This is a genomic window from Pontibacter sp. CAU 1760 (assembly GCF_054482735.1).
This window is the reverse complement of record NZ_JBTLRL010000008.1, coordinates 212,985-233,465: the sequence shown is the minus strand read 5'-3', so window position 1 is coordinate 233,465 and position 20,481 is coordinate 212,985. Positions and strand designations below refer to the sequence as shown.

Below are 20,481 nucleotides of genomic sequence, written 5' to 3'. Positions count from 1 at the left end.
TGTGTTTGGGCCTATAAAACCAGTTCGGCGCGCCTACCACAGGCTGTTCAACAAAGACAGAACCTTAGTACGCGCAGTTGCTGGCATTATAGGCAGCACACCAGACAATTTCAGGCTCTACAAGCTTGCCCTTACCCATACCTCGTTTGCCCGCCAGAATGCGGCAGGCAAACACGAAACCAACGAGCGCCTGGAGTTTTTGGGCGATGCCGTGTTGGGGGCAGTGGTGGCAGAGCACCTTTTTAACAAATTTCCTTACGAAGACGAAGGCTTCTTGACCGAGATCCGCTCACGCATTGTGAACCGGGAGTCGCTCAACTACATTGCCTTGAAAATAGGGCTGAACCTATTGGTGAAAGTAGACAGCTCAAACCACGGCAGCCGCCACAAATCCGTAAACGGCAATGCTCTTGAAGCGCTCGTCGGCGCTATTTACCTCGACAAGGGGTATGACAACACGCGGCGTTTTATCCTCTCCAAAATCCTGAAGCCGCACGTAGACCTACACAGCTTGGTTACCACCACCATCAACTTTAAGAGCAAGCTGATCGAGTGGGCCCAGAGCCAGAACAAAGAAATCCGCTTTGACATCGTGAAGCGCAAGCAGCAGGGCAACACCACCGAATTTACCTCTGAGGTATACATTGGCAATGAGCCTATCGCCACTGGTGTGGGCCTGTCTAAGAAAAAGGCAGACCAGGCCGCAGCCGAAAAAGGCCTTGCCACACTCAAGCTCAACTAATTCCTGAGATTTACTGCCTCCTTGTTGATTTATCCCGGAAGGTAAGGGTAAACCTGCTTTCAGAAATATATTCTATAATTCATCAACGCGCTTATTCAAAATTACATTCCTGCTCTTAACTTGCTTTCCTAAAGTTGCGTTATAAAATCCCATGGAAGAAACGAGACTCATGCTGGCTGCAGCCGCCTTAAACCAGACCCCAATGGACTGGGACGCAAACCTGCAGCATATAAAAGACGCCATTACCGAAGCCAAAACGAACCAGATACAGCTGCTTTTACTGCCTGAACTTTGTATAACAGGGTATGGCTGCGAAGACATGTTCCTGAGCCCATGGCTCTCTGACGTTGCCTTCGAGAAACTGCTGCAAATCAGGGAGTGGTGCGATAACATTACGGTGGCGGTTGGCCTTCCTGTTTTCCTCGACAAAAAAGTATACAACACCGCTTGCGTAATCAAGAACAGGCAGATTGTGGGCTTCACCGCCAAACAGTTCCTGGCCAATGACGGCGTGCATTACGAGCCGCGCTGGTTTACGCCCTGGCCTGCGAATGAGGTACAGGAGTTCGAGAAGTTTGGCGAGACCTACCGCATCGGCGATATCATCTATACTGAGCAGGGCGTGAAATACGCCTTCGAAATTTGTGAGGATGCCTGGCGCGCTAACCGGCCAGCGGAGCGCCACATGCCCAAAGGCGTACAGCTGATCCTGAACCCAAGCGCGAGCCACTTTGCCCTTAGTAAAACCGATGTGCGCCACCGCCTGGTGGTAGATGCATCTAAAAAATACCAGTGTGCCTACCTGTATGCCAACCTACTCGGCAATGAGGCAGGGCGGATGATCTACGATGGGGAGGTGCTGATTGCGCAGAACGGTAAGCTACTCCGGCGCAACGAGTTGCTCTGCTTCAAAGACGTGGATATGGAGTGCGCGGAGGTCTGTTTTTCGGCTAACCCGCAGATAGAGGAGGTTATTGAGTACCTGCCACCGATAGACGAGAACAAAGAGGTGATTGCGGCATTAAGTCTGGCGCTTTATGATTACATGCGTAAGAGCCGCAGCCGTGGTTTTGTGCTTTCGCTAAGTGGCGGTGCGGATTCTTCTTTGTGTGCCGTTGCGGTAGCCGAGATGGTGCGAAGGGGTATAGAAAGCCTTGGCGCTGTCCTGTTTATCGCTAAAATGCAAATGTTCTCACTCAAAGACGTGGCCCGCTTTGAAACTATGTCGGCAGGAACCTTGCAAAAAGAGCTCGTGAACCGCCTGCTGACGTGTGCTTACCAAGGCACTGTCAATTCCTCGGATGATACCTACAACTCTGCGAAAGGATTGGCCGACTCGATTGGAGCCAAGTTCTTTGATTGGACCATTGATGCGCAGGTGAAGAATTATGTCTCCACGATAGAGCAGGTGCTGGAGCGGCCCCTTACATGGGAGCAGGATGACATTACGCTGCAGAACATACAGGCCCGTGTACGCGCCCCCGGTATCTGGATGCTGGCCAACATCAACAATGCCCTGCTGATGGCGACCTCTAACCGTAGCGAAGGGTCGGTCGGTTATACTACCATGGATGGTGACACCGCGGGCAGTATTTCCCCTATCGCCGGTATCGACAAAGCCTTTATACGGCAGTTGCTTTTATGGATGCAAGTGGAGCTGGGGTATGAGGGCTTGCAGTACGTTAACAGCCTGCAGCCAAGCGCCGAACTACGCCCCGCCGAGGAAGAGCAGACCGATGAAAAGGACTTGATGCCGTATGAGGTGCTGAACCAGATTGAGCGCCTGGCCTTCCATGACCGGTACGCGCCGCACGAAGTTTATGACATACTGCTGGAGCAAAAAGTAGCGGCCCCGGAAATGCTGCAGACCTGGATCACGAAATTCTACAGCCTGTGGTCGCGGAACCAGTGGAAGCGGGAGCGTTTTGCCCCATCCTTCCACCTCGACGATTACAACATTGACCCACGCAGCTGGCTCCGGTTCCCAATCCTGAGCGGAGGCTTCCGGGAGGAACTATCCAAAATAAAGCCTGCGCAGTAGCAGGGCCACAGGCGCCACGGCATTGTCGTGGCGCCTGTGTTTTTTCCGTACCTGATTTGTTGTAACTTTGATACGAACATAATCACCCTTATGAGTTTACTCCACTACATTCCCTGGAATGTCGATCCAGAAATTTTCAGTATTGGCCCCTTGTCCATCCGTTGGTACGGCTTGCTATTCGCCTTGGGCTTTGTCATCGGTCAGCGCATCCTGACCAAGATCTACGTTGCAGAAGGCCGCACCGAAGGCGACGTAGACGTGATCACGCTCTACATGATCATCGGTACGGTGGTAGGCGCACGCCTTGGCCATACCCTGTTCTATGCCCCGGATTACTACCTCAGCAACCCCATCGAGATCCTGAAGATCTGGGAAGGCGGACTTGCCAGCCATGGTGCTACCATCGGTATCCTGTTTGCGCTGTGGCTGTTTAGTAAGCGGCAGAAGTTTGATTACATGTGGGTGCTCGACCGGATCGTGATTGTGGTGGCCCTTGGTGGTGCCTTAATCCGGTTCGGGAACCTGATGAATTCCGAGATTTTCGGCCATCCGACAGATTTGCCTTGGGGCTTCATCTTCTATCGCAGCAACGAGTTCTCGCATGTGCCGCGCCACCCGACGCAGCTGTACGAGTCGCTGAGCGTGTTTATACTGTTTGTGGTGCTGTATTGGCTCTGGAACAAGTACAGAACGGCCTTGCCAAAAGGCTTGTTGTTTGGTTTGTTCGTCACCTTCCTGTTCAGTTTCCGCTTTTTGGTGGAGTTCCTGAAAGAGAACCAGGAAGCATTTGAGGATTCTATGGCGCTGAACATGGGTCAGATCCTGAGTATTCCCCTGATTCTGGTGGGCTTGTTCATCCTCTTCAGGGTATGGCAAAACCCAGCCCCGGCAACTCCCGGCGGGCGATTAGCCGATTCTAAAGCATAGGCTTTAACTAAAGCTTAAAATAAAAAAGAGGCCACTCCTTAGCGGGAATGGCCTCTTTTTGTTGATGGGGGTAATGGATGACACAAATTTCTATCCCATGCAGCATGTTTAGAGCAATACCCCTCTCCGTAAGGGTGGGTTAAGAACTAATCGGTAATACCCGAAGTCAAGAAGGGGGTGTAATTACGTGCATTAACTACAGGCTATAGCGATACAAATTCCCGCCTTCGCTCGTGATCATCAGCGTTTCGTTGTCCTCGAATGCCACACCCTCTGTTTGGCCGGCATCTTTCAGGCGCAGTTCTTTGTACTTGCCCTCATAAAAGCTGGCTGGCGACGAAAAGTCTGTGAAAAGGTGAAGCTTGCCTTCGCTAAGCAGTGCCACTTTGAGCTCGTCCGGGCTAATGTCAGCCCCGGTAATCTGTGCGCTTATGTCGCGGGTACCAATCAATTTGGCAGTATAGGTGCCCGCTTCGGCCGGAACCTGGTATACCTTTGCCGTTTTCTGCCTGCCTCGGTCTTTGGAGATTAGGTAGATATTGCCCCGGCTGTAAAAGATAGCCTCTACATCAAAGTTGCGGTCCTTTTTGGAAGGCGGGAACATCTTTTGGTCCTCGTACGTGAAGCTGATTGTCGCTACCTGTTGTGGTTTGTCGAGGTTTAGTTTGTAGATGCTGAGTTCCCGGCGGTTGTTATGGTTGTTGCCGGTCTCAGCGATGTATATGTTCCCTTGGTCGTCGCGGGCCAGGTCCTCCCAATCTACATTCCGGAGGTCTAGTTTGATGGTTTCCTTAAGTTCGCCTTTTGCATCTATCACATAGAGGTATGGCTTGTTACCAGCATCGTTATGGGTAAGGTATAACCCATTTTTGGGAAGGGCAATCAGGCCGGAACTCTCCTGCACAGCCCCCGGCAATTTGGCCAGTTTCTCGAAAGCGGCACGAGGGGCTGCTTCGGTATTGGTGGTAGGAGCGGAGGGCATATCGCGGGTGAAATAGAACAGCAGGCCAATGAGGGCCACGAAAACAGCTGTTACTTTTATCATAAGCTTCATTTATTGGTAATTTATAAGCGTAATAAGCTTAACGGCAAGCGCCTCTCCGGCGTTAGCTATATCATGATAAAAATATCAGGACACGTGCACTCAAGCAGCTGTCCTGATGGCATGTACTGCAAATGGAAGTTAAAAAGATAAAGGAAACCTGCCTTTACGTATCTGATCTAGAGGCCACCAAAGCGTTTTATACCCAAAAACTAGGTTTTCCGCTGATAGGGGAAGTGAAGGGCCGGCATGTGTTTTTCAGGGCCGGAGCTTCGGTGTTGCTCTGCTTTCTGGCAGAGGTGTCGAAAGAGAGCACCACACTGCCGCCGCATTTCGGCTCCGGGCAACTGCACCTGGCCTTTGAGGTAGCGAAGGACCGCTATACGCCGTGGAAGGAAAAAATTAAGGAGAGAAACATCCCGATAGAGCAGGAACACGATTGGGGCGGGGGCTACTTTTCTTTCTATTTCCGCGACCCCGACCAACACCTATTGGAGATTGTAATGGAAGGGATGTGGGAGAGGGGGTGAGCCGGGCGCTGTCGAAAGCTGGTGTATGGGTATCCGTAGATTTATTGAACTACTGTCTGAGTTGCCAGAAGCACTCCGTTTACTGACTACAGGAATGTCTTAGCAGAAGAGCCAACCATACCATTTTTCCTGTTCCAGCCTGCAATTGAGAAGATAAATATTCTCAGCGGCATTATGCGACTAAATAAATATTCCTATCTTAATATGAATGCAAAAGCGACTTGGTATACTATGCAAACACTGCAACGGAGTTGGCGAAGTTCGCCAAGTTGCTTCCACACATAGTGCAGCTAGTGGGAGTAGGTACTCCTGCTATACAGATGTTAGGCAATATTATAAAAATGATGAGTAAAATAACAAAGGTCTATATATTAGTCATATCAGGAATATTAATGGCTTGCTCTAACATTAGCACAAAAACTAAGGAAGAAAAATTCTGGGATTGGTTTTCAAAAAATGAACAGACTTACTATCAGCTAGAGCAGAACCAAGAAACTGAATTTGATAGACTTTCTCAAGAACTCAAGCAAATCGATGAAAATTTAGTGTTTGAATTTAGTCCAATTCATGAGGACGGAACAAAGGAGTTCACCATATCAGCAGAGGGGATTGTTGAATCCTTTCCGATTGTTACAAAATTAGTTGGGATAGCTCCAAAGATTGAGAAATGGAAAATAAATGCGTTCAGACAAAGGATACCTGGCGACGACATAGTTATTAAGCTAGGTGATTCTCTCAAACTTGGCTATGAGGATATTTATTTCCGCTATGGGTACGACAAGGGAAAAATAGGTTTAGAATTAAACATCAGAAATTATAAAGATGAACCACAATTGAATCAGGCCATTTATATTCTTTTGGACGGACTAATCGGCGAATATGATATGGAGACAAAAATCAGCTGGATTGAAAGGAAAAATCTTATTGAAAGTGAAGCAGATTCGCTTTACAAAATTGTTGAGCTACGGCAAATCGTTGATAAAGAAATGCCAAAGTAAAAAAATAACATTGCCTAACGGTCTCGTGTAAAAGTCATGCTTCGACCGACGGCCTCGCCCGTCTTTTACACGAGACCGTTAGGCATAATTTCAGATGAACGAAGAAGGATTAGTAAAAATACATATTGATTTGCCGAACCACTGGGGAATCGGAGGCGAGTCACTTTGGGCTGAGCCACTGGGGAATAACTTATATAAAATCGAGAATGTCCCCTTTTATGCTTATGGTCTCAACTTCCAAGATGTTGTTCGCGCAACACCTGATTCCGAAGATTACATACCTGAAATTAGAGAACTTATAACGCCAAGTGGTCACAGGACTTTTCGGGTCTTTTTCAAGGAACATATAGACAGAGACCAACAAGAAGCTATTTTGGACTCTATAGGAAGTCTTAGTGTTACTTACGAACGGGCTAACAATATTTATGTAGCTCTTGATATGAAACCTGAAGGAGATTACCAAGCTGTGTTTGACCAACTTGAAGAATACTTGGAACAAGAAATTTTAGGCTTTGAAACTTGTGAGGCAAGAATAGAAGGAAGCTTCGACGACTCGCCTGAAGAAGAGGAAGAAGAAAATAAAACTTGAGCCTAACAAGGTTTATACCCAATGCTTCGGCTGATAGCCTCGCCTTCCGCTATACCAGCACGTTAAACCTGCACCTAACTGCCAGCGAATGGGGTTCCGAAAACACCGACGGCGAGTTCTGCCCATACCAGGAGCAGGGCGAGCAGCAGCATAGCACATAGGATCAACCGGAGGGCAGGCTTGTGTATCATTCTCAGCACCAACTCACACACTAATCCGGTGCCTAACAGCAGGATACCTGCAATTATAAAGTCCGACGTGCTCCAGTTTACCGCTGGTGTAAACTGCATGGCGATGAATGGGAGGAGTAACAGAAACGCTGCGACGAGCACAATGCCCAAGAGTCTTTTGTTTTGAGTTGCCATAAGGTATGTTTTAAAGTAAATGGATGAAGTTAAGTATGATGACGTCTTTCTACTTGAAGCCAAAGAGAAGCGGGAAGAGGAAAACGACCACCGCAGCCCAGAGAAGGTAAATGGGCAGGTACAGCACAATGGCTCTTCCCACCTCAGACAAGGCGGCTTTCTTAGTTGCTGTTTTCAGGAGCATCACAGTCACGAGCAGCAGATGCACCAATATAAGCACATTGCCCCCAAGCACAGCCACCCTGTTAGGGGTAATGCCCCACTCCGAGATCCGGAAAGAGATTGCTGAAAGCGCAATACCGTTTACCGCAATTGTCACAGCAGAAAGCAGCAGCAGTACCCAAACACTTGCTGTATGCCTGTCTTTGCTGGAGGTTTCGGCAACGGAAAAGAAAATCAGGGCCATAACCCCGATTAAAAGCAGGTTGAAGAGGAGCAGGAAATCTCTGTCGTGGTAAGGGTCTTTGCCTGAAAAGAGGATGGCCCCCAGGTATACGACCAGCATAACTAAAACCAGCGGACTGAACAGTTTTGCGATAACCGGCGATACTTTGCTAACCAGTTGCGGATTGATTTGGGTAAGGTAAGTCGCTACAATAGGCACTGCGGGCAACCCAAAAGCGGCTACATACTCAAAGTAAAACTCCTCTATTTTAAATCCGATCAGCTCGAATAACCCGATGGTAATGCCCGACAGGAGTACACCGGCGAGGCCCAGCATGGCGGACATGACAGCCAAGTCGCCGTTAAAGCGCAGGAAGGCGAGGCGCTTTGTATGGTCGCCCAGGTCATTCCCTGCATACGACACCCCAAATATACCCCAGAGCAACAAGGGCAGATGGATACATGCCAATAGCAGGGTGTCGCTGGTGCTGTTGTCGGGCAGGAAATTAATGTATACCAGACATACCGCCAGCCCTCCGCTCAGCCAATAGACTTTGTTTCGTTCCAGCACGTTTTTCCAGGTGAAGTAGGCCGCTAAGATGGGGAACACGATAAAGCCAGCATTTCGTGGGTAATAGAATTCCGGGTTGATATAGAAGATTGCCGGTAACTTGGCAAGGATGCCCGCAATCAAACAGGCCACCAGCACAAACACAAACTCTTTCCTGGAGCCCCATGAAATTTCCTCAGACTCATAGTTCAGCCGCTCATACCAGAAATCTGCCAGTGCCGTTCCGCGGAGCTGCGGGTAGATGCCGCTGAATTCCTGCCTGAACGCTGCTTTGTTTTGCCGGTACAGCCGCTCAAGCTGTCCCGGATTGTTGATGCTGGATAAGATTTGCGCTTTCATGACATTGTTTTAAAGTACTTTGAGTTTCAAAGTGTATGTATAAAAAAATTAATCGTTTTGCCTGTTACTCAAAATGAGCTGCTCCAATGCATCCAGGTGGTTCTTAAAAGCCTCTCGACCGGTATCAGTGGCCTGGTAGGTGGTATTGGGCTTGCGGCCGACAAATTGTTTTTCAACCTGCAGGTAAGCTGCTTCCTCCAGGGCGCGCAAGTGGCTGGCCAGGTTCCCGTCAGTCAGTTGCAGGGTTTCTTTCAGGGTGTTAAAACCAACCTTATCCTCCACCATTAACACCGACATAATACCCAGCCGCACCCGGCTCTCGAACGCCTTGTTTATATTTTCGAGGTAGTCTTTCACCGGGCTGTTAGCGTTCGTATTTAAAGTATACCAGCGCGCCGTACACGATGTGCAACATGCCAAACCCCACTGTCCAGGCGAGCAGGCCATGGCCGACAAAAAAGCTGGCCAGCAAGCCTAATATAATCTCCAGGATGCCCAGATACCGTATATCACCGAAGGTGTACTTGCTCCCGTTGAGCAGTGCTAACCCGTAAAAAACCAGCATGGCCGGGGCTATCAGTTGTAAAAGGTCGTGGTATAGCAATGTGCTACAGAAAACTCCTCCGGTGGCCAAAGGAATAGCCAGGTTCCATAGCAGCCGCTTCGATTGGCTGTCCCAGGTGCGGAGGTTCTTTCTGCGGGCGTTGCGAGCGGTAAAGTACGTAGCGGTGCAAAAAGCCAGCAGCAGCACCGCCGCCGCTACAGCCAGCAAGAAAAGCACGTCTTCCTTTGTCAGGCTAGCCGGATAGGCATTGTAGTTGATGTTGTGTTGGCTAAAGTACCACTTCACGACAGCCGCCCCGGCAAGCGCCGACAGACCCGCAAAAACACCGGACAACCCACTGAGTGAAATAAAGCGCGACGAGCGATCCATAATGTTGCGGATCTCGCGCAGGTCGGCTAACTGGTCTTGCTGATGGTTCATGATAAAGTACTTTGAGTTTCAAAGTTAATAGACATTTACGCAATGTCAAGTCGCGAGGGTATAAAAAGTTGAGAAAACTAAAGTGATAGGTTGTTGAATCCTAAAGATTTAGTAACCAATGGAAACGGTATGTTGCTTTTGAAGTAGTGACACAAGCGTGTTAACCTTGGAAACAGCTGATGAAGGATGCAGAAATAGCGTTAGGCAGGGGCTTTGGCATGGGAGCGGCGGCTACTGTTCGTAAGGCAGCGGGCTTACTCTATTCCTGTTCCGCCCAGTATCTCGAGTTCTTGTCCTTTTTCCGGCATACCGTCGAGGATCGGCATCGCCTGAGAAATCAGTTCTCTTACTCCTTCCACCTTCAAGGAATTGTCGTGGTCTTCTTTGCTGTCCCAGATTTCAGTTACCCATACCGCGTTTTTATCGGTCGTGTCTCTGCTCACCACATATAACTGGCAGCCCTTTGCCGTCGAAACCAGCTTTGATGCCTGAATCAAAATGTCAGCAAGCTGATCAGCGTTGCCATCTTTCGCTTTCAGTTTTCCGTGCAATCCATACTTGTTCATAGGCGTTGTTTGTGCGATTTACTGACTACTATAGTTTTCTGGCTGTTGAGGGGGATTATATAACGGACTTGTGCAGCCGAAGCCCGATGCGTAGCAAGGGTTAAAGCTGCACCTTGTTACCTGCTTTTGTTTTCTTCCGAGTTTACTTTAATATGGTTCAGTACTCTCTCATGGATTTGATGAATAATGAAGTCACTCCAAGGTCGCCAGTAGAAGCCAGGTTTAATATTATGGTAGTACCAAGTTGTACCTTCTAACTTTGTTTGTCCATTAGGTAAAGCTGTTAATTTGAACTGCCCCTGTTTAGACACAAAATAATCGTGCAAGTGAGGTGCGTCAATATCCCAGAAGCTAATCTCCTTCATTGGCTCTGGCTGTTCTACTACATCAAATTTAAGTAGTCTTGGCTCATCCCAAACCGTTACAGGCTCAACAAAACTTCCTGTTGTGAAATTGCAATGCCGAACTGCGCCAACACCACTTCCTTCTATTCTGGCATTAATAGGATAAGCTATACCTGTCTTAAAGATAAATTCAGTTGGTTCATCAAGTTCTGGGAATTCCACCACATTCTTCCAAACAATCTCTGGAGAAGCATTAATAACAATAGAAGTAATAACAGAAGAGAGATGAGGTTCTTGTTCCTTTTCAATGAAGGCCATTGTTGGAATTGAAGCCATAACTATCAAAATTACCGTTGCTGAGCTATTGGGAGTTCTTGAGATAATTTCATGACCAAAAAAGCTACCCATCCAGGTTAATAGTACGGCTATGGGTGCCGCCATTGCAATACAAATTAAACCTTCTAACGCAAAGGCTATTAGTCCTAAGCTGAAGACTATGAGAGTGAGAAATGCTATGTTTCTTGACTCCTTATAAGTTACACTTCTGTTATATCCGAACAGTATAGTTGAGACTAACCCTATAAGCAGAGGAGTCAGGACGAAAAGAGCAATTCCATACTCTCCTATACCATAAATTCCCCAAACAGTCAGTGGCCCTGCAATCAAAATTGTAAGGGTTACTGAAAGCCACCTTCTTTTCTTTATGTCTGATGGAAATATACTATTGGGGAAATTCATAAATGTAATTGCAGGTAACGTCTTGTACATAAGGCGAGCAAGGTATAGCCGAAGCTTGACTTTTGTACCTTGTTAGGCTTTCGTGATTTTATTGTTTCGAAACTCTATTTCCATAGCCCGCCAATAGAAGTCTCGGAACTGCTCATCATCATATTTTACTCTCATAGCTGCCAAAACACTTGAGAGATCAAGCATGCCCCATTCCCAAAGCATTGTGTCAAAGTTGTATTTGAACATTTGCTCCTTTACTTCCGCTCTTATTGCCTTAACCTCATCTTCTGTTATTCCTTTCTTTGCTAACAGGTTAATCAGATTTCTGTGAGTTTCGTCTGTATATTCTGTATCTAAATAAGGTTCTAATATCCACATCCAGTTATTTGTTGGCTGAATAATGGGTATTTGGTTTTTGGCTACAAAATCTTCCAATTCAGTAAGGTGTTCCCTGGAGATAAAGATCGCTTCATTTTCTTTTTTAATGAAAGGCGGGTAAGAATCTAAACAAACTGCATCTATTAGATTTGCTGAAATCAACTTATCTGGATAAGCAGAAGAAGGCTTAAAGGGATATTCAGTAATTTGAATAGACGAATCATTGATTTTGGACTCCCCAATTCCGCAAAGCATATTTTTTAATTCATAAGCACTTGACCCAAAGAATGCTCCCTTGATCTCTTTTTTACTTGCTTTCCTGAATATGCTTTTAAAGAAGTTCATTTTATTTTCATGAAGCCTAACTATTGGATATACCGAAGTCTATTCGGCTTATCTGCACTATGTGTGGTGTTCGAATTTACTATCTAAATATAGTAAAATGTAAATAAAGTACAAGGTGTGCTTCTGAAATTTATAGCTGCTGATGCACCGTAAGTAAAGTCTCCGCATGGATGCTGTGGCCGCCTTCGAAGGTATAAACCTGTGGCTTTATGCCTAACTGTGCCATTAGTGCTTGTTTCTGTTCAAGCTTCTCGGGGGTGATAAACTGGTCTTGGGTGCCGTAAACCATAGCTACGGGCAGATGCGCAAAGGCGGCTTTGCCAGCCGTGAAGTCAATGTCTTCGGGGAAGGCTGCGGCCCAGAGCACCAGGCGGTGCGCAGGGACATTGCCGTTTGCCAGCCAACGCGACACGGTGGCCCCGCCTTGCGAGAAGCCCAGCACAGTGATTCTAACGTTTTCGGGGAGTTGTTTCAGTTGCTCGGCCAGGAGCAGGTCGAGGTAGCTGGCCTGGTCGTCTATTTCAGAAAGGCGATCTTCTTTAGTCATCCAGGTGGCACCAACGCGGCCAGAGAACCCATCCAGGTAAAACCGCGACAGCGCCTCGGGGGCAACTACCAGGGTACGGCCATCATCCAGGCCATTGAAATGGCGCAGAAAATAGCGGCCCAACTGCCCATACCCGTGGCTAACAATCCAGAGGTCCTGAATGGCATCAGAGGGCGTGCCAAGGGTATAATAGCGGGCAGTGCGGGGTACGGTAAGCTTGTGTTCTTCCACTAGTAGTCTTTATGTAAAAGTATACCAAACCCGTAACACATAATGCGCTTACAAGTGGTCTGAGGTGAACTGGAAGGGCAGCAGATCGGCCACATTTTTAAAGCGGTAAAACTTGCCGTCTGCGGCCTGGAGCAACACCGGAATCGGCTCTTTTTGCTTGTGCTCGTATTCGGCCATTACCTGTCGGCAGGCACCGCAAGGCATGGCAGGCAGAAACTGCTTTTCGTCGCGGCGGCGGGCGGTTACTGCCAGCAGCTTAATTCGCTTGTTTGGGTGGTTGGCACTCAGAGCGAAAAGCGCAGTACGTTCAGCACACAGGCCCGAGGGGTAAGCCGCGTTCTCCTGGTTGCTGCCTTTAAACATGCTGCCGTCTTCCAGAACCAGCGCGGCGCCCACCAGAAAGTTAGAGTACGGCGCATAGGCATCGTTCGCGGCTTCCTGGGCCAGTTGCATTGCCTGGCGCTCCTGCGCTGTAAGTTCGGTTGGCGCTAGCACGTCCACACTGATATGTATGTCTAAAGTACTTGCCATCGGGTCAAGTTAAAATCTAAAACTAGAAAAGGGCTTTAAATGTAAGCTAATATTCCGACATAACAATATAGAATGCTTGCCTTCCTGCCAGTAATGGTTAAATTAAGGCTGAACTTGCTGCCATTGCTATGAAAAATATCCTGCTACTCGGTGCCGGACGCTCGGCCTCTTCCCTCATCCAATACCTACTGCACCATGCTGCCTCCGAAGAGTGGCACCTCCGGATTGGCGATATCGCGGTGGCGCACCTGCAACCCCTGACCGAAGCGCTGACCTATGCCGACATCCTGGTGTTTGATGTGCACAACGCGCAGCAGCGGGCAGAGGAGGTGGGGCAGGCCGACCTGGTAATTTCGATGTTGCCAGCGGCCTTTCATGCGGAAGTGGCACGGGAATGCCTGCGGCAGGGCAAGCACCTGATTACGGCCAGCTATGTGTCGCCTGCCATCCGGGCGCTGCATGAAGAGGCGCAGCAAAAGGGCCTGACCTTTATCATGGAGTCCGGCCTCGATCCGGGCATTGATCACATGTCGGCGATGGTGGTGATCGAGCGCATCAAGGCGGCTGGTGGTCACATCACTTCGTTCAAGTCTTACACCGGCGGACTGGTGGCCCCGGAGTCCGACACCAACCCCTGGCGGTATAAATTTACCTGGAACCCGCGCAACGTGGTGCTGGCCGGGCAGGGCACAGCCAAGTATATTAGGAACGGTAGCTATACCTATATTCCATACCACCAACTGTTCAGGCGCACCGATAAACTGGAGGTAGCGGGGTATGGCGCCTTCGAAGGCTACGCCAACCGCGATTCGCTGAGTTACCGCGAACTTTACGGCCTCCGCGACATCCCGACGATGCTGCGTGGCACCCTGCGCCGGCCCGGTTACTGCGCTGCCTGGGACGTGTTCGTGCAACTCGGCCTCACCGACGACAGCTATACCCTCGAAGGCTCGCGACACATGACGCACCGCAGCTTTATAGAGGCCTTTTTACCCCCCGCCGCCAAATCAACCCAAAGTATACCAGAACGCCTGAGCGCCTACCTGCACCTCCCGGTTGATGGTGAAGTAATGGGAAAACTGACGTGGCTTGGGCTGTTCGAGGAAACCCCGGTAGCCCTGACCGATGCCACGCCCGCCCAAGTACTGGAGCAGATCCTGAAAGCCAAGTGGGCCCTGGCCCCCGGCGACAAGGATATGATTGTGATGCAACATTTGTTTGACTATGAACTAGGCGGAGAGAAGCACACGGTAACATCTACACTCGTAGCAACCGGCGACGACGAGGTGCACACAGCCATGGCGAAAACCGTCGGCCTGCCTGTCGGCATACTAGCCCGGATGCTGCTGCAAGGTAAGATAAAGCAGCATGGCGTGGTTGTGCCGGTATACCCCGACCTCTACGAACCGGTGCTGGAAGAACTGAAGCAGTATGGGATTGACTTTGTGGAGAGTGACAGTAGGCTGGAGGAGTAGATTTATTTGAGAGCTTTGTAGGAAGTATAATTTATACAGAACGAAAAACCCACCCCTGCCCCTCCCAAGAGGGGAGTTTCAATACTGTGAAAATATCCCCTCTTGGTATAAGGAGGGGTATTTTATTCGAACTTTGCTTTCGCTTGCGTCTCGCGAGAGTGAGGTATATTTGGGCCTCTGCCCCAGTCGAGTTGCAAATTCGACATCGTTTTCAGACACAAGTTTGAAAACTTAGGTCAGCAAAATAAGGGATGGGAATTCCCCTCCTGGGAGGGGTAGGGGTGGGTTTATTTTTGCCAATCTTATCCTCTCAAATAGTAGGGAGACTTAAAGGAAACTACAAATGTAGGTAAAAAGGCTGCAGCAACTCCACAAACTCCGGGGTATAAGTAACCTTATCCTCCAACCGGATAAAGAACTGCTTTGTAACCGGAGCCTTAGTTGGCGTTTTGGCAAAAGTTTGGATATGCCGGATACATTTACCGCCGATGGATGCATAAACCGCTACCGTATCCGTGAGGTATAGGCCAAATTTGGCTGCGGCTTTCTCAAAATAGAGGGCTTCGGCAGGAGGGAGCAAAAGGTATAAATGGCCTTGCGGTGCGAGGTGCCGCTGAGTAAAGTGCAGGATGTCCTCAAAAAACAGGTCGTCGGTATGCTTGGCCGTGTTCTTGGCAGCCGTTTCTGATTTTAGGGAAGCCAGGAAAAACGGTGGATTTGAGAAAATAACATCATACCCCGGTTGCGGCTGTGCAGCATATTGCTGCAGTGACTGCGGATGAAGCGTTAACCTGTCTGCCCAAGGGCTTGCCGCAAAGTTTTCTGTGGCCTGCACCTGCGCCTCTGGGTTTATCTCCACGGCATCAATCGTCGCCTCGGTGCGTTGCGCTACCTGTAATGATAATAGCCCGGTGCCAGCGCCAATATCCAAAATTCGCTTCGCCCCTGCCATTGGCATGTAAGCCCCGAACACACAGGAATCCGTGCACACCTTCATAGCGCACTTGTCCTGCTCCACCCGGAACTGCTTGAACTGGAAATAGGTATTGGCCATGGGGATTGGATGTATGGAATCTGGATATTTTAGTTCGGAAGGAGAGACCCACCCCTAACCCCTCCCAAGAGGGGAATTTTTCACATTATTGAAATTCCCCTCCTCGGAGCAGGGTCGTTTTATTTTAAACATGCTTACGCTCGCATCTTGCGCGTGTAGGGTATAGTTGGGCCTTCGGCCCAGTCGAGTTGCAAACTCGACATGATTTTCAGACACAAGTTTGAAAACTTGCGCCAGTAAAAGAAATTCCCCTCCTCGGAGGGGCAGGGGTGGGTTAATTTATAGAGATTCACTCTTTCACTCATTCAAAACTCACGCATTCAAAATTAAGAAGGTTGCGATACGCCGGACTCAAAGCTCTCGTCAATCAGTAGTTTAGACGACATGGCACTGGCTACGGCCAGTTCGTCACAGCGTTCGTTTTCGGGGTGGCCGGCATGGCCCTTCACCCATATAAACTTCACCTTGTGCTTGGGGTAAATTCGCAGGAAACGTGCCCATAGGTCAGCGTTGGCTTTGCCTTTATACCCTTTTTTCTGCCAGCCAAACACCCAGCCCTTCTCCACCGAATCGATCACATATTTAGAGTCGGAGTAGATGGTCACGGGCATGCCGGGCTTTGTGATCGCCTCCAAGCCTTTGATCACAGCCAGCAACTCCATGCGGTTATTCGTGGTCTTGCGAAAACCCTCGCTCATTTCCTTCACATGCTGTTTCCAGCGCAGAATAACGCCATACCCCCCCGGGCCGGGGTTGCCGCGCGAAGAGCCGTCTGTATAGAGTTCGATCATAGGTTAATGTTGAATAATTGAATGACTGAATTTTGAATGCATGCTGGTGTGAATTTCAAAAATATGGTTAGGCTTTTTTCCATTCACTAATTCAAAATTCAATCATCCAAAATTACAAGTTGGTCTTAAAGAGTTTAATCGCAATCGCGAGCAGGATGATACCGAAAATCTTGCGGAGAACATTGGCTCCTTCCTTGCCGAGCTTGCGCTCAATCCAGGCCGAGGACTTCAGAACCATGTAGACGAACACCAGATTCAGGACGATTCCCACCAGCACGTTTGGCAGTGAGTAGGCGGCGCGCAGCGAAAGCAGCGTGGTCATGGTGCCAGCCCCCACGATTAGCGGGAAAGCCAGTGGCACGATGGAGCCGCTTTTGGATTCTGGGTCGGAGTGAAAGAAATCCTTGCCCAGTATCATCTCTAAACCAATCAGGAAAATAATGATGGCACCCGCCATAGCAAACGACTGAAAATCGATGCCGAAAAGGCTGAGAATAGACTGCCCTAGAAACAGGAAGGCGATCATCAGCACACCCGAAATAACCGTGGCTTTTTCGGATTCGATCTTGCCTTCGCGCTGGCGCAGGCTGATGATGATGGGAATGGAGCCGATGATGTCGATCACGGCAAACAGCGTGAGCGTAACCGAAGCTATTTCCTTTGCACTGAACATGAGTTTTCTCTTAAAGATGCCTGAAGCTGAAGGGGCGCGGGTAACCACGTCGCTAAATACCGTGGCTGCTTCCTGTGCCCGTTCAGGCCGCAAAGGTAGCAGACTTATGCGTAATAGTGCAGGAAAAAGCGTTTCAGTTCCTCGTACTCCTCATCCAGAATAGCGGGGAAGTTGGCAATGCGGAACGTGTTGCGCGCCCAGGGGCCATAGCCATTGCCAAGGCGCATGTTGTGGTGCAGGGCGCGCTTCTTCAACTCGTCTATCAGCTTTTCGCTGCCCTGCAGGGCCAGCACTGTTTTAGAGCGTACGTCCTCGTTCTCTATCAAAAGCCTGAAATCAGTGAACTGGCTGAAGAAGGCATAGAGGTCTTGCGAGCGGGTGGTCAGTTCCTGGTCGATGGTCTTGATGAACGGGCGGTCTTCGAGCAGGCGCTTCATCAGGTATAAGTTCAGCACGTTAGGCGTGTGCGTGGTCTGGTAGTTCAGCATTTTCTCGTACATCGGCACCAGGCTGTTGTAGTGCCCGCGCTCGCCCATTTGCTTTGCCCGGAAAATGGCACGCGGTGAGCAGGCCATCACGGCCAAACCAGCCGGCAGGCCAAAGCACTTCTGCACCGAGGCATACCAGATATCCGCCTTGATCATTTTCAGGTTGAGGCCCGCCATCGAGGAAGTCGCGTCCACGGCAATCAGCGTGTCGCGGTATTTGTTGTGCAGGTTCAGAATGCACGTGGGGCTAACTTGGGTGCCATTGGACGTTTCGTTATGCGTGATGCAGATTAGCTCGGTATCAGAACTGATCTCCAGGTCCGATACTGGCATCGGGCTGTTCACGTCAAAGGAAAACCCTTCGGATTTTGGGCGCAGCTTCTGGGCATACTGAAACCATTTCTCGCCAAACGAGCCATTGTAAATGTGGTAACTTTTATGCTTGGTGAGGCTTTGCGTCAGAATCTCCCAGCACTCCGTGGCCGAGGACGTAAAGAAGATATAGTAATCCTGGGGGATGTTGAGGCGGCGCTTGATCAGGCTCACCAACTCGCGCGACATCTGCACAAACTGCTCCCCTCTATGCGGCGTGCTCAGCATGCCCTCGTCATACGCATCTACAAGGTAGTTGCGCACCTCAGGGTATACTTTGGAGGGGCCAGGATAGAAGTTGAGCATAGCGGTGGTAGCGTTATTCCTCTAGCGCAGGGCTACAGGCAGGTTAAAAATAGAACGGTATGTATAGAACGGTGTTTCGGGCTAATTCTTTGCGCCAAAGCCAATTTGTTTCGGTTTCAGGCGCTCAAAGTACTGCAGGGCAAGCCGGTAACTCTCCAGGCCAAAGCCACTGATGCTGCCGGTGCAGAACGGGGCCATCATGCTTTTGTGGCGAATGGCATCACGGGCGAACACATTGGAAATATGCACCTCTATCACCGGGGTTTCAATGGCTTTGATGGCATCTGAAATAGCCAGCGAGGTATGGGTATAAGCACCGGCATTAAATATTATGCCCTTGTAGTTGCCAAAGCCCACCTCATGCAGTTTGTCGATCAGCACCCCCTCGGTGTTCGACTGAAAATACGTCAGCTCCAGGGCCGGAAAAGCTTCTTTCAACTCATCGAAGTAGTCTTCGAAGGAGCGTGTGCCATAAACAGCCTTCTCGCGTATGCCTAACAAGTTTAGGTTTGGTCCGTTGAGGATGAGGATTTTCATAGGGTAGGGATTTAGCGTGCTTGCAAATTTCCGAGATACAAAGGTACGGATTAAGTATCTTTGCCCTATAATATTTGTGGTTGATTGTTTAGAAGAATTTAGACCTTGGTAGTAACATCCAAAATACACGGTTTTAGTTGTATAGCATCTAAGTAAGCTACTTCAGGGATAAAGTATTTGGGAGTAAGTTTCGTAAAAACTCAACCCACCCCTAACCCCTCCAAGGAGGTAGGGCCGTTAAGTTCTACATTATATTAAGTCATGGCGCGAGCGTCCTCGCTCGTGTCCTACTATTTTCTGGCCCTCTGGGCCAGTTGAGTCGGAGACTCAACATTCACTTTAAGACACGAATCTGGAGATTCGCGCCAGAATCAGGTAGAACTTAACGGCCCTGCTCCGAGGAGGGGAATTTTTCTACAGTATTGAAACTCCCCTCTTGGGAGGGGCAGGGGTGGGTTTTCTACATCAGTGGATTACACCTCATACTTTATACCCAATCAACAGTAAACGACTTGAAGCATTCAACTCGTAATTCGGAACTCATAATTCGTAATTCGTAATTAAAAAAGTGAACTGGCCGCTCTGTATCAAGCAATTTGAAGAATACCTGAAATTGGAAAAGTCCTTGTCGCGCCATTCTGTGGAGGCATACCGGCGTGATATCCGCAAGCTGGTCGAGTTCCTGGACTTAAAAAGCCTGAAGGTTGCGCCGAAGCATATAACGCCAACCATTCTTCGCGATTTCCTGGAGTGGATCGGGGAACTGGGCATGACGGCGCACTCGCAGGCCCGCACGCTGTCCGGTATCCGGGCTTTCTACAAGTTCCTCATCATGGAGGACATGCTGCAGACCGACCCGACCGATACCATCGAAGCCCCCAAACTGAGCCGCAAACTGCCCGATACGCTGCACTTCCACGAGATTGAGCAGATGCTGGCCGTTATCGACCTATCCACACCCGAGGGCACGCGCAACCGCGCCATGGTCGAGACGCTATATGCCTCGGGGCTGCGCGTATCCGAATTGCTGGACCTGAAGATCAGTTACCTGTATGAGGACATGGGTTTTCTAAAAGTGGCGGGTAAAGGCGATAAGGAGCGCTTGGTGCCGATTGGGCGCGATGCCCTGAAGCACATCAAACTCTATCGGGAGGGCGTTCGCTGTCACCTTACCATCAAGAAAGGGCATGAGGATATCCTGTTCCTGAACCGGCGCGGGGCTAAAATGTCGCGGGTCATGGTGTTTACTATCATCAAGGACCTGGCCGCCAAAGCCAATATCCAGAAAACAGTGAGCCCGCATACCTTCCGTCACTCCTTCGCTACACACCTTATTGAGGGCGGTGCCGATTTACGCGCCGTGCAGGAAATGCTGGGCCACGAGTCCATCACCACCACCGAAATCTATACCCACCTAGACCGGGATTACCTGAAGCAAGTGATAAAGGATTATCACCCGAGGAGTTAGGGGCAGGGTTTTATTGTAACATCTCCCCATATGTCATCTCGACCGTAGGGAGAGATCTGAGCTATTAATTTGCACTTCAGATCTCTCCCTACGGTCGAGATGACATTATTATTTTATCGTGGTATACTCGTTA

Annotated in this window: 23 protein-coding genes; 8 read left to right on the top strand and 15 right to left on the bottom strand. The window is 49.3% G+C overall.

Translation table 11 applies throughout. The annotated features are described in order from the left end of the window. The first annotated feature begins 1 nt into the window (after nt 1). The 3 genes from rnc to lgt all read left to right on the top strand — a co-directional run bounded on the left by rnc (nt 2) and on the right by lgt (nt 3,710). Nucleotides 2-742 carry a ribonuclease III gene (gene rnc, locus ACXYMU_RS13425; RefSeq protein ID WP_458986920.1) on the top strand — a complete coding sequence of 247 codons (741 nt, stop codon included), beginning with the start codon at nt 2-4 and terminating at the stop codon, nt 740-742. 151 nt (nt 743-893) lie between these two features. Next, complete coding sequence (gene nadE / locus ACXYMU_RS13420) at nt 894-2,783, top strand: NAD(+) synthase (protein WP_458986919.1); 1,890 nt, start codon at nt 894-896, stop codon at nt 2,781-2,783. A gap of 90 nt (nt 2,784-2,873) precedes the next feature. Next, the gene (gene lgt / locus ACXYMU_RS13415) at nt 2,874-3,710 is read left to right on the top strand and encodes a prolipoprotein diacylglyceryl transferase (protein ID WP_458986918.1); all 837 of its coding nucleotides are present in this window, start codon (nt 2,874-2,876) and stop codon (nt 3,708-3,710) included. Nucleotides 3,711-3,906: 196 nt separating this feature from the next. On the opposite strand, the gene ACXYMU_RS13410 is transcribed toward lgt, so the two are convergent. Continuing rightward, nucleotides 3,907-4,755, bottom strand: a complete 849-nt coding sequence (locus tag ACXYMU_RS13410) for a hypothetical protein (protein ID WP_458986917.1) — start codon at nt 4,753-4,755, stop codon at nt 3,907-3,909. Between the two features lie 131 nt (nt 4,756-4,886). Between ACXYMU_RS13410 and ACXYMU_RS13405 the strand changes: the two genes are divergently transcribed. The 3 genes from ACXYMU_RS13405 to ACXYMU_RS13395 all read left to right on the top strand — a co-directional run bounded on the left by ACXYMU_RS13405 (nt 4,887) and on the right by ACXYMU_RS13395 (nt 6,869). Next, nucleotides 4,887-5,282 (top strand): VOC family protein, encoded by a 396-nt coding sequence (locus ACXYMU_RS13405; RefSeq protein ID WP_458986916.1) that lies wholly within the window; start codon nt 4,887-4,889, stop codon nt 5,280-5,282. A 341-nt stretch (nt 5,283-5,623) separates the two neighbouring features. Continuing rightward, nucleotides 5,624-6,280 carry a hypothetical protein gene (locus ACXYMU_RS13400; RefSeq protein WP_458986915.1) on the top strand — a complete coding sequence of 219 codons (657 nt, stop codon included), beginning with the start codon at nt 5,624-5,626 and terminating at the stop codon, nt 6,278-6,280. Nucleotides 6,281-6,374: 94 nt separating this feature from the next. Beyond that, nucleotides 6,375-6,869: a DUF4265 domain-containing protein gene (locus ACXYMU_RS13395; protein ID WP_458986914.1), complete on the top strand. Its 495-nt coding sequence runs from the start codon at nt 6,375-6,377 to the stop codon at nt 6,867-6,869. Nucleotides 6,870-6,943: 74 nt separating this feature from the next. Here the strand turns inward: ACXYMU_RS13395 and ACXYMU_RS13390 are convergent, their stop codons facing one another. The 9 genes from ACXYMU_RS13390 to cdd form a co-directional block, all read right to left on the bottom strand. Next, the gene (locus ACXYMU_RS13390; RefSeq protein WP_458986913.1) at nt 6,944-7,234 is read right to left on the bottom strand and encodes a hypothetical protein; all 291 of its coding nucleotides are present in this window, start codon (nt 7,232-7,234) and stop codon (nt 6,944-6,946) included. A 49-nt stretch (nt 7,235-7,283) separates the two neighbouring features. After that, on the bottom strand, nt 7,284-8,528 hold the full coding sequence (locus tag ACXYMU_RS13385) for a hypothetical protein (protein WP_458986912.1): 1,245 nt from the start codon (nt 8,526-8,528) through the stop codon (nt 7,284-7,286). A 48-nt stretch (nt 8,529-8,576) separates the two neighbouring features. After that, a complete protein-coding gene (locus tag ACXYMU_RS13380; protein WP_458986911.1) occupies nt 8,577-8,885 on the bottom strand; it encodes a winged helix-turn-helix domain-containing protein in 309 nt (102 codons plus the stop codon). 7 nt (nt 8,886-8,892) lie between these two features. Next, a complete protein-coding gene (locus ACXYMU_RS13375; protein WP_458986910.1) occupies nt 8,893-9,513 on the bottom strand; it encodes a hypothetical protein in 621 nt (206 codons plus the stop codon). A gap of 254 nt (nt 9,514-9,767) precedes the next feature. Next, nucleotides 9,768-10,079, bottom strand: a complete 312-nt coding sequence (locus ACXYMU_RS13370) for a putative quinol monooxygenase (RefSeq protein ID WP_458986909.1) — start codon at nt 10,077-10,079, stop codon at nt 9,768-9,770. Between the two features lie 116 nt (nt 10,080-10,195). Beyond that, nucleotides 10,196-11,191, bottom strand: coding sequence for an SRPBCC family protein (locus ACXYMU_RS13365; protein ID WP_458986908.1), 996 nt, complete (start codon nt 11,189-11,191; stop codon nt 10,196-10,198). A gap of 42 nt (nt 11,192-11,233) precedes the next feature. Next, complete coding sequence (locus ACXYMU_RS13360) at nt 11,234-11,875, bottom strand: hypothetical protein (protein WP_458986907.1); 642 nt, start codon at nt 11,873-11,875, stop codon at nt 11,234-11,236. A gap of 130 nt (nt 11,876-12,005) precedes the next feature. Beyond that, on the bottom strand, nt 12,006-12,653 hold the full coding sequence (locus ACXYMU_RS13355; protein WP_458986906.1) for an alpha/beta hydrolase: 648 nt from the start codon (nt 12,651-12,653) through the stop codon (nt 12,006-12,008). Between the two features lie 48 nt (nt 12,654-12,701). Then, nucleotides 12,702-13,184, bottom strand: a complete 483-nt coding sequence (cdd, locus tag ACXYMU_RS13350; protein ID WP_458986905.1) for a cytidine deaminase — start codon at nt 13,182-13,184, stop codon at nt 12,702-12,704. 128 nt (nt 13,185-13,312) lie between these two features. Between cdd and ACXYMU_RS13345 the strand changes: the two genes are divergently transcribed. Then, a complete protein-coding gene (locus ACXYMU_RS13345; RefSeq protein WP_458986904.1) occupies nt 13,313-14,659 on the top strand; it encodes a saccharopine dehydrogenase family protein in 1,347 nt (448 codons plus the stop codon). Nucleotides 14,660-14,996: 337 nt separating this feature from the next. Here the strand turns inward: ACXYMU_RS13345 and ACXYMU_RS13340 are convergent, their stop codons facing one another. From ACXYMU_RS13340 to ACXYMU_RS13320, 5 genes are all read right to left on the bottom strand, one after another. Beyond that, nucleotides 14,997-15,713 (bottom strand): tRNA1(Val) (adenine(37)-N6)-methyltransferase, encoded by a 717-nt coding sequence (locus tag ACXYMU_RS13340; protein WP_458986903.1) that lies wholly within the window; start codon nt 15,711-15,713, stop codon nt 14,997-14,999. Nucleotides 15,714-16,039: 326 nt separating this feature from the next. Further along, nucleotides 16,040-16,504 (bottom strand): ribonuclease HI, encoded by a 465-nt coding sequence (gene rnhA / locus ACXYMU_RS13335; RefSeq protein ID WP_458986902.1) that lies wholly within the window; start codon nt 16,502-16,504, stop codon nt 16,040-16,042. Nucleotides 16,505-16,616: 112 nt separating this feature from the next. Next, nucleotides 16,617-17,177: a MarC family protein gene (locus ACXYMU_RS13330; protein WP_458986901.1), complete on the bottom strand. Its 561-nt coding sequence runs from the start codon at nt 17,175-17,177 to the stop codon at nt 16,617-16,619. A gap of 104 nt (nt 17,178-17,281) precedes the next feature. After that, on the bottom strand, nt 17,282-18,343 hold the full coding sequence (locus ACXYMU_RS13325) for an aminotransferase class V-fold PLP-dependent enzyme (protein ID WP_458986900.1): 1,062 nt from the start codon (nt 18,341-18,343) through the stop codon (nt 17,282-17,284). Nucleotides 18,344-18,424: 81 nt separating this feature from the next. Next, entirely contained in the window at nt 18,425-18,880 is a 456-nt protein-coding gene (locus ACXYMU_RS13320; protein ID WP_458986899.1) for a type II 3-dehydroquinate dehydratase, read from the bottom strand. 568 nt (nt 18,881-19,448) lie between these two features. On the opposite strand from ACXYMU_RS13320, the gene xerD reads away from it, so the two are divergent. Beyond that, entirely contained in the window at nt 19,449-20,348 is a 900-nt protein-coding gene (xerD, locus tag ACXYMU_RS13315) for a site-specific tyrosine recombinase XerD (protein WP_458986898.1), read from the top strand. Nucleotides 20,349-20,481: the final 133 nt, after the last annotated feature.

Excerpts from the sequence above, each read along its gene's own strand:
- nadE (WP_458986919.1), top strand. The coding sequence starts at position 894 with ATGGAAGAAACGAGACTCATGCTGGCTGCAGCCGCCTTAAACCAGACC.
- ACXYMU_RS13390 (WP_458986913.1), bottom strand. The coding sequence starts at position 7,234 with ATGGCAACTCAAAACAAAAGACTCTTGGGCATTGTGCTCGTCGCAGCG.
- ACXYMU_RS13400 (WP_458986915.1), top strand. The coding sequence starts at position 5,624 with ATGATGAGTAAAATAACAAAGGTCTATATATTAGTCATATCAGGAATA.
- ACXYMU_RS13385 (WP_458986912.1), bottom strand. The coding sequence starts at position 8,528 with ATGAAAGCGCAAATCTTATCCAGCATCAACAATCCGGGACAGCTTGAG.
- rnhA (WP_458986902.1), bottom strand. The coding sequence starts at position 16,504 with ATGATCGAACTCTATACAGACGGCTCTTCGCGCGGCAACCCCGGCCCG.
- ACXYMU_RS13370 (WP_458986909.1), bottom strand. The coding sequence starts at position 10,079 with ATGAACAAGTATGGATTGCACGGAAAACTGAAAGCGAAAGATGGCAAC.
- ACXYMU_RS13320 (WP_458986899.1), bottom strand. The coding sequence starts at position 18,880 with ATGAAAATCCTCATCCTCAACGGACCAAACCTAAACTTGTTAGGCATA.
- ACXYMU_RS13360 (WP_458986907.1), bottom strand. The coding sequence starts at position 11,875 with ATGAACTTCTTTAAAAGCATATTCAGGAAAGCAAGTAAAAAAGAGATC.
- ACXYMU_RS13395 (WP_458986914.1), top strand. The coding sequence starts at position 6,375 with ATGAACGAAGAAGGATTAGTAAAAATACATATTGATTTGCCGAACCAC.
- ACXYMU_RS13375 (WP_458986910.1), bottom strand. The coding sequence starts at position 9,513 with ATGAACCATCAGCAAGACCAGTTAGCCGACCTGCGCGAGATCCGCAAC.
- ACXYMU_RS13345 (WP_458986904.1), top strand. The coding sequence starts at position 13,313 with ATGAAAAATATCCTGCTACTCGGTGCCGGACGCTCGGCCTCTTCCCTC.
- ACXYMU_RS13410 (WP_458986917.1), bottom strand. The coding sequence starts at position 4,755 with ATGATAAAAGTAACAGCTGTTTTCGTGGCCCTCATTGGCCTGCTGTTC.
- lgt (WP_458986918.1), top strand. The coding sequence starts at position 2,874 with ATGAGTTTACTCCACTACATTCCCTGGAATGTCGATCCAGAAATTTTC.
- ACXYMU_RS13330 (WP_458986901.1), bottom strand. The coding sequence starts at position 17,177 with ATGTTCAGTGCAAAGGAAATAGCTTCGGTTACGCTCACGCTGTTTGCC.
- ACXYMU_RS13325 (WP_458986900.1), bottom strand. The coding sequence starts at position 18,343 with ATGCTCAACTTCTATCCTGGCCCCTCCAAAGTATACCCTGAGGTGCGC.
- ACXYMU_RS13405 (WP_458986916.1), top strand. The coding sequence starts at position 4,887 with ATGGAAGTTAAAAAGATAAAGGAAACCTGCCTTTACGTATCTGATCTA.
- ACXYMU_RS13365 (WP_458986908.1), bottom strand. The coding sequence starts at position 11,191 with ATGTACAAGACGTTACCTGCAATTACATTTATGAATTTCCCCAATAGT.
- cdd (WP_458986905.1), bottom strand. The coding sequence starts at position 13,184 with ATGGCAAGTACTTTAGACATACATATCAGTGTGGACGTGCTAGCGCCA.
- ACXYMU_RS13340 (WP_458986903.1), bottom strand. The coding sequence starts at position 15,713 with ATGGCCAATACCTATTTCCAGTTCAAGCAGTTCCGGGTGGAGCAGGAC.